The following is a 7,075-nucleotide window of genomic DNA, read 5'->3' on the forward strand; positions in this document are numbered from 1 at the left end:
GACCGCTTGTCCCTTTGATACACGATGGCCGCCATATTCGCATCACCTCGTTACGTATATTCTAACACATAACGATGATACAAGGAAGACGAAACTAGTAAAAAACCCTTCATTTTCATAGATTCTGAGCGTTTTTGGGGGTTACCTCGTTATGTTTTGGCGGGAATCCAGGATGGAAGCGAGCGGATACCCACAAGCAGAGGAGTTTGTGAAGGAGAACGTGCTGGCGGTTCCCACGGCAACGGAGGCAACGGAATTTTTGGAAAGGCTCATCAACACCTCAGGTTCCGACTTGCCATGACACGCTGCGTGCCAGCACACGCGATCCGCAACTGTAGAGATGAGCCAATCCGATCGGAGGAGCCATCGATGGACCAAGCTCTACCCGTTTTCCTGATGAGCTGGATCATTTTCTGAACGTTCATTTTGGACACATTGTCAATCGAATTTCCATGTCAGGCGTTGCAGGCGCTAGCCGTGTCATCCGACTGCAGTTGGCAGACGGGAATTCGGTCATTGTGAAATCTTCACCTACATTTCGAGAACGTCATTTCTACGAACAGGATACCGATCTCCTGCGACGTGCGGGTATAGGAGTACCCGATTTGTATTGGAGCGGTTCCGATGAGGAGCACAGGCACTGGATAGTGCTGGAGTATATTTCTATCCCCTTTCCGAGAGAACGATGGGTTCTCGATACGGAGCAATATGAGATGCTGTTTCGTCTTCATTCGACCACTTGGGGAGATCGGCGTGTGGAAGTGGGAGACGCCGCATTTCAGCCAAAGTGGAATGCCGAGCTCACAGGGCGAGCATTGGCATGGTTTGCTGGCGCCGCTGAGCACAAAGACGTACGCGAACAGATGATTCATCTACAGCGGGAAGCGCAGTTCCTCTTCGAACCACTATGCTGTCTGTCGGCGGACCCCAATCCGACCAACTGGCGCATTCGCGAAAATAGGGAACTGATTCTGATGGACTGGGAACGGTTTTGTCAGGGACACCCGGCCATTGACTTGGCGATCACGATGCCCGGAATCGGTAGCAAGGATGGCGCGATGGAACGCACCATGGCAGAAATGTACATCCGTCTTTGGCAGAAGAACACGGGTAGTGTTCCGACCGAACTGGACGCCCTGGAACGAGGGAACAGGGTGGCGAAACTGTGGGAATTTATCGCGAATGCGAAAGTAGCACCGGCCCTTTATCCGCATGATACGGTGGCGTATATCGTGCGTGAATTGCCAAGCCTATTCGATCAGTTGCTGTGAGCGGGTCTCTTCATAGACGACATGCCTATGCGGTGGCATAGCCTAGTGGCGCAAACGTGCCCAGGTAGGATATCAAAGAGCATAGGTTTGCGTCGTAATGACTTCACTGTTGCAACTTTAACCTTATGGAACGTTCCTATACAACCGTGTAGTGGATCTTTAGCCTAGTTTGCTTGGGTTGTGAGTTTTAACTCGGCTCATCCTTCTGTTTCTGCTGCTTGATTATGCCCAAAAGCTGACGGAGTTCAATGTCCGCGATTTGACGGACTAGCTGGCAAAGGTCGTGCCTTGAGGGCTTGTCATGGACCTTGTCAGGCCATCCACCCGGGATTCTCATAGGCAAGCAGTGGAGCCTGTCAGGGCACGTTCTTCGCCATGATTGGCAGGGCGGGCACCCATTCTGGATAGGGTGGTTGAATCCACGCATTTGTGGATTCAACCCTAGCCTCACCGTCGTTTTATGCATTGGCTTGAAAAAGGGAGATATATCCTCGGCAAGTCGAGCGTCAATGACCAAGTCCGACCGTAAATTGGACAAGATAGGCCTTCACCAACCAAATTCGGCCCAAATTCTGAGAATTGGTCATTTTATCAGCAGGCGCGGCAACCGTAATGCCGATGGAACTCCAAGTGGTAGGCGTATACATAGAACGCCGCGCCGAACAAGGGGAATTGACTTCACATTAAACGCCTGCAGAGGGTGACTCTCGTTACGTGGCCAGGCTCTCTGGAACCCACGTTTGACAGTCAAACCTGGGCTAAAACCGGTCAGTGCCGTCATACGAGAGAAACGATTTCCGCTACTGCAAGTGCTTAGATAGTTCGTCGATTTCTTTTCTGGACAGGCCCGATACTTCGCATATAGTTTCGATATCGAATCCTTTGAGGATTAGCTGTTTAACTATCTCTCGTTTCCCTTCAAGAAGTGCTCTTTGCTCCCGCAATTCCGCTTCCCGGATGGCCGACGCCTCGTCTAGAATCGCCATGCGTCTGGAGTGGTACTCGGCCAGCGCCTGGGGATCGCGGCTGATGTCCTCCCATTTCTCGAATGCTTCTTTCATGATGGGGTCCTCCTTTGCAATCGTCTCTAATTCGCTTCGAATTTCATCATCGTCGGACGCTTCTAGTAGCAAAAGCCAACGGACGAGCCGAGCCTCATGTAGACTGACGGTGCGTTTTCGCCAGTTCGTCAGCAACGTTGGAATCTCCATGAAGTGGATTTCCAGTGCATTGGTGAGCGGGAACTGTTCCGTGTTCTCATACAGATGAACTGTCGTGTGATACTGCTCAGTGGCCCTGACGTAGCGGAAATTCAAGATGTTGATCGTAACCGTCTGGGCCAGTTCGGAATACGACATGCCTTTTTGCATTTGGTCGGAAAAATGCAAGACCAATAGCACAGTGTGCGCTTCTCCATGTCCTGACGGTTCGCAAGCTGGATCTCAATGTTGATTCGGGTACCGTCTTCGGTGCGCGCATGAATGTCCAATATCGACTTCTTATCATCCAAGTACTTCGGGCCAAGCTCTGGATTGATTAGGTCCACCGAGGTAATCTCTTGGCCCCCGAATCGCTTCAATGCTGCGTTCAAAAATGAAATCAAAATGGGTTCGCTGCCGGGACTGCCAAACAAGGCTTTGAACGCAAAATCAATTTTCAAATCCATAAGTGTCATGTGATTCACACTTTTATGAACAACCTTTGAAATATCATACCATGTGAGTTTGTGGATGTGTTCGGGCGAGTGAATTTAGCGGAACCTCACGCGCGCGTTGATTCCGTAGCCGTTTCGCGCATATTCGATTCGTTCAATAGTCTGTTTAAACAACCGATTCTTCTCTTCGGGCTTGGTGTCGAGAAGCTGCCAAACATTCTCCAGTTCTTCGATTCGCTCCAGCCGCTCCTGGTCAGATATGGGTCCACTTATGTGCACAATCTCCTTCAACTGCTGAATCTCGTTCTCCTTTTTCACGATGAGATCCTTTTGATGATCCAACCGGGTGCGGTATTCTTGCTTGGTCAAGTCCGCCGACACATACTGGTCCTTGAGCCGAAGAATGCCTTCGTGCAGGGTTTCAAGTTCCGTTTCCTTGAGTCGCAGCATCGTTTTCGGGATCATATCAGATGTCGACACTTGTATCCGTCTTGACCGAATTTCCTCCTCATATTCGTGCAGGCTCTCTATTACTGCGACCTCGAGGTGTTCAAGGTCGGCGCCGGGGTTGCCGCAGCGGTTTCCGAATGGATCAACCTTCTGGCACTTCTTGACGAGAATCCGTCCATTCTCCTTGGGTTGAAACTGCAGGGAGGATCCGCACTTCCCGCAAAACACGAGTCCGGAGCATACATAGGTGCCGTGTCGCGTGCGCTTCATTTGCATTCTGCGTCGGGCGAGAACCTTCAGGATCTCGGCGTATTCCTCGGGTGTCTTTACAGCAGGGTGGGCGTCTTCGACCACGACCCAGTTCTTGCGGGGATTGACCCGAAACGGAGCACTCTTTCGATTCTTATGCAGACCGCCACTGGTCTTGCCATAGATCACCCGTCCGAGATGCACTTCGTTCATGGTCAATCGGTAGATTACGCTCTCTTGCCGTAGCTTGCCTTTGGGAGAGGGAACACCAGTCCGATTCAATTCCCAGCAGATGCTGGCGCAGGTGCTGCCGCGAAGTAATCGCTCCTTGATGAACTGATAAATCTCAAGCTTTTGCCCGTCCACCGCGAGCGACCGGGCTTCGGCGTCATAGGCGTAGCGGAAAGGGGCCGGACCATTGGTCCAGTGGCCGAGCCGCGCGCCGATCTTTTTGCCGCGCTGAAAGCGCTTCTTGATCATTCGGTACTCGTACCTGGATCAGGAGTCGGCGGACTGATGGTGGGATTTTGATTAGCGTGGGGATATGCCGGTGGCACACTCGGACTCACCTTGATCCTGTTTGCATTTCTCTTCCTAAAGCGCCTAGGCAGATCGAGGCTTACATGACGGTAATCCACGCGGCCTGTGATCACGATTTTCTCAGAGTTTGCGACAGGGACACAACACATACCCTTGGCCTCGGATGTTTGTTAAGCATTGCGGGTCCTTCGGTGTGTCTCCCAGACTGGCCCGAATGAAGTTGCTTTAGACATAGAGTTCATCGCGCTCCACCATGCCGTTTTCCCTAGTCATTTTGTCTGTCTAGTCGTTGTGTGACTTACAAAAGCCAAAGTCGCAGCGGCTCGCGGACGAAAGTCAGATTGCCTGACGTCTGGCTCGAATCGCCTTTCCCGGGAAACGGAATACTCGTTGCTCTTTCCCGTCTATTTCGGTTTCCACTCTTCCAATCCTGCTTTGTGTTGATCGGCACCAGCCATCCGTCACTTTTGATACTTGTTGCGGCTATGTCCGCGGGAGTGTGTGCGGCTTTGGCGCATGTGTCGCGCGCCGTGCTCATGGCCTATACGCGTGTCCACGAGAGGGTTGGGGCGGGTGCACGCTTTGCGCGGCGCAATCGGGATGTCAGCCACGGCATCGGGTACGGCCCTGGTTGGCGTCTGCTTGCAATGGCTTTCGGTGTCGGAAACATTTGCAGGGGCTGGCGTGCTCTTGTTGGTGATCTATGTTCTCGTGTTTGCTCCCGAATGTCGAGCGGAGTTACGAGGATGAATGCACATCCGACTAGTGTAGTCCTTCAGTGAACATCTGCATAATTGCGCGCCAGACTTGTGTACCAGCCATCTTTTCATAAGGTATGATAGAAGGGAGGTTTCACATTCGGTCGAAACGAGAGGCGATGCCCATTTGATCCAAGTCATCTTGTTTGACTTGGACGGAACCCTGTTAGACAGCGAAGGAATAGCGGTACAGGCGAATCGACACGGATTTGAGACTGTATTGAGGCGGGCTCCGACGCCCGAGGAGGAAGCGGGTCTTACTGGCGTACCCGTTCCCAAGGTGCTGGCAGAATGGTTCCCGCACGAGGGAACACAGGTATTTACGGAAATTCTGATCTACTACGAGCGGCACGCTGAACAAGTTCATCCTTATGTGGGTGTTTGTGAAATGATCGCTGATTTACATCGCTCGGGCTACGTGCTGGGCATTGTGTCCTCCAGGAAGCGTCGATACGTATTGCGGGAATTGGAGGCAGCAGGACTCGCCGGATTCTTTTCCGTTGTGATTGGACAAGAGGATACGTTGGATCACAAGCCAAACCCCAGTCCACTTCTCCTGGCGGTCGAGCAATTGGGAATTACGCCTGCCTATTGCGGTTATGTTGGGGACCAGCCAACCGATATTCAGGCAGCACAGGCAGCTGGCATGTGCAGTGTAGCAGCCTGTTGGGGTGAAGGCCGAAAGGAACGCCTCGCCGCTTGTAAACCGACATTTTCATGCGAGAAGCCCATGGAACTCGTCTTGCTTGCTCTGCATGAGTGGCACGCCGAAGGCATAGAGGAGCGTTGCTCACGCAGTGGAAATGCTCTGCAAGTCGGCACTGTGGGAGGCCTAGAAAGTCATTGACGAAGCAGGTGACCAATGAAGAGACAATATTTCTTGACCGATTTAGACGGAACACTACTGCGATCCGATACCACTTTATCTGATTTCACGGTGGATGTACTCAATCAAACCCTGGCTGAGGGGCATGTGTGCAGTTTTGCGACCGCTCGCAGTTTCATCAGCGCGAAACCGCTGGTTGAGAGTATCGGTTGGTCCTACCCGGTCATTGTCTATAACGGAGCCCTGATTGTGGATCCGCAGAGTGAACGAATCCTCTATGCAAAGTTTCTGTCAAGTGATATCACCACACAGATACTGGAGTTCGGCCGCCGGACTGGGCTCCTACCTCTCGTCTTTGGCATGGAGCCGAGTGCAGCGCAGCGAGTCTGGCATGAGGAGTTCGTCAGTGATGGGCTACGCAGGTTTGTCGAGAGCCGCCCCGGCGATCCCCGATTCCAAACCAGGGAGCCTCTCTCCTTACGTCGCGGCGACCAAGTCATCATGCTCACGTATATCGCCAGCAAAGCTGAGCTACAGCCATTCAAGGATCACCTGATCGACATGTTGAACGACGAGATACACCTCCACTTCACGAAGGACACATATCTTCAAGACGACTATTTTCTCGAAATATCTCACCCCCACGCGAACAAGGAAGAGGCCATGAAGGCGTGGGCATCGTTGGTGGGCTGCTCGCCCAGCCATGTGACCGTGTTTGGAGACAACCTAAATGACATTGGCTTATTTCGCGGCGCTGGAAAAAAGCTCGCGGTGGCGAATGCGCATCAGGAGCTACAGGTAGTGGCCAGTGAAATGATTGGAACAAATGATCAAGACGGGGTTGCCAAATACATTCACGCGTCACGCGCATGCCAAGAGAGTGGCAGTCAATCCGATTAGATGCAAATAGTGTCGCAATGAAAGGGGCGTGCCGTGCAGCGAACGGCGAAGTTAGACGTGTGGCAAAGGGTGGAAACCGCGAAGATGGAAGTATCCAGTATTTCATTCGATCAGGTGGACGACTTTAGTTCAATCCTCACGGAAGCGGCTGATTGGTTGTACGGCATTGGCAAAGAAATGTGGACTGCACAGCAGGTATCGGCCCGAAGTTTACTATCGGAGTATACAACTGATGAAATGTTTCTAGGGTCTCTCGATGGAATTCCGGTATCAAGCATGATTCTCCAAGAAGAGGATGCGCTGTTTTGGCCATCCGCCCCAAAAGGTGAGTCGTTGTTTCTATAATCCCGGATTTCGAGGGTCTTGAACTTCTAGAATCATTGAAAAGGCGCTCCCTGTAAGGCTAAGATGAGTTTGTCGAGAACAA

Annotated in this window: 7 protein-coding genes and 1 pseudogene; 6 read left to right on the forward strand and 2 right to left on the reverse strand. The window is 52.0% G+C overall.

Annotated features, from left to right (window positions below; all coding sequences use genetic code 11):
* The first annotated feature begins 151 nt into the window (after positions 1-151).
* Together M4I36_RS12890 and M4I36_RS12895 are read left to right on the forward strand one after the other, a co-directional pair.
* A complete protein-coding gene (locus M4I36_RS12890) occupies positions 152-301 on the forward strand; it encodes a hypothetical protein (protein ID WP_258112160.1) in 150 nt (49 codons plus the stop codon).
* 151 nt (positions 302-452) lie between these two features.
* The gene (locus tag M4I36_RS12895) at positions 453-1,271 is read left to right on the forward strand and encodes a phosphotransferase (RefSeq protein ID WP_258112161.1); all 819 of its coding nucleotides are present in this window, start codon (positions 453-455) and stop codon (positions 1,269-1,271) included.
* An 800-nt stretch (positions 1,272-2,071) separates the two neighbouring features.
* Here the strand turns inward: M4I36_RS12895 and M4I36_RS12900 are convergent.
* Positions 2,072-2,946, reverse strand: a pseudogene (locus M4I36_RS12900) (Rpn family recombination-promoting nuclease/putative transposase).
* A 75-nt stretch (positions 2,947-3,021) separates the two neighbouring features.
* Positions 3,022-4,104 (reverse strand): recombinase family protein, encoded by a 1,083-nt coding sequence (locus M4I36_RS12905; protein WP_258112162.1) that lies wholly within the window; start codon positions 4,102-4,104, stop codon positions 3,022-3,024.
* A 633-nt stretch (positions 4,105-4,737) separates the two neighbouring features.
* On the opposite strand from M4I36_RS12905, the gene M4I36_RS12910 reads away from it, so the two are divergent.
* The 4 genes from M4I36_RS12910 (at position 4,738) to M4I36_RS12925 (ending at position 6,993) form a co-directional block, all read left to right on the forward strand.
* On the forward strand, positions 4,738-4,914 hold the full coding sequence (locus M4I36_RS12910) for a hypothetical protein (protein ID WP_258112163.1): 177 nt from the start codon (positions 4,738-4,740) through the stop codon (positions 4,912-4,914).
* A 135-nt stretch (positions 4,915-5,049) separates the two neighbouring features.
* Entirely contained in the window at positions 5,050-5,769 is a 720-nt protein-coding gene (locus M4I36_RS12915; RefSeq protein WP_258112164.1) for an HAD family hydrolase, read from the forward strand.
* 15 nt (positions 5,770-5,784) lie between these two features.
* Positions 5,785-6,648 carry an HAD family hydrolase gene (locus tag M4I36_RS12920; protein ID WP_258112165.1) on the forward strand — a complete coding sequence of 288 codons (864 nt, stop codon included), beginning with the start codon at positions 5,785-5,787 and terminating at the stop codon, positions 6,646-6,648.
* 33 nt (positions 6,649-6,681) lie between these two features.
* On the forward strand, positions 6,682-6,993 hold the full coding sequence (locus M4I36_RS12925; protein WP_258112166.1) for a hypothetical protein: 312 nt from the start codon (positions 6,682-6,684) through the stop codon (positions 6,991-6,993).
* The last annotated feature ends 82 nt before the right edge of the window (positions 6,994-7,075 follow it).

Source organism: Alicyclobacillus sp. SP_1 (assembly GCF_024706985.1).
Classification (GTDB): Bacteria; Bacillota; Bacilli; order Alicyclobacillales; family Alicyclobacillaceae; genus Alicyclobacillus_I.

Bases quoted from the DNA above. Each gene is read 5' to 3' on its own strand.
- M4I36_RS12905 (WP_258112162.1), bottom strand. From the start codon at position 4,104: ATGATCAAGAAGCGCTTTCAGCGCGGCAAAAAGATCGGCGCGCGGCTC.
- M4I36_RS12890 (WP_258112160.1), top strand. From the start codon at position 152: ATGTTTTGGCGGGAATCCAGGATGGAAGCGAGCGGATACCCACAAGCA.
- M4I36_RS12895 (WP_258112161.1), top strand. From the start codon at position 453: ATGTCAGGCGTTGCAGGCGCTAGCCGTGTCATCCGACTGCAGTTGGCA.
- M4I36_RS12920 (WP_258112165.1), top strand. From the start codon at position 5,785: ATGAAGAGACAATATTTCTTGACCGATTTAGACGGAACACTACTGCGA.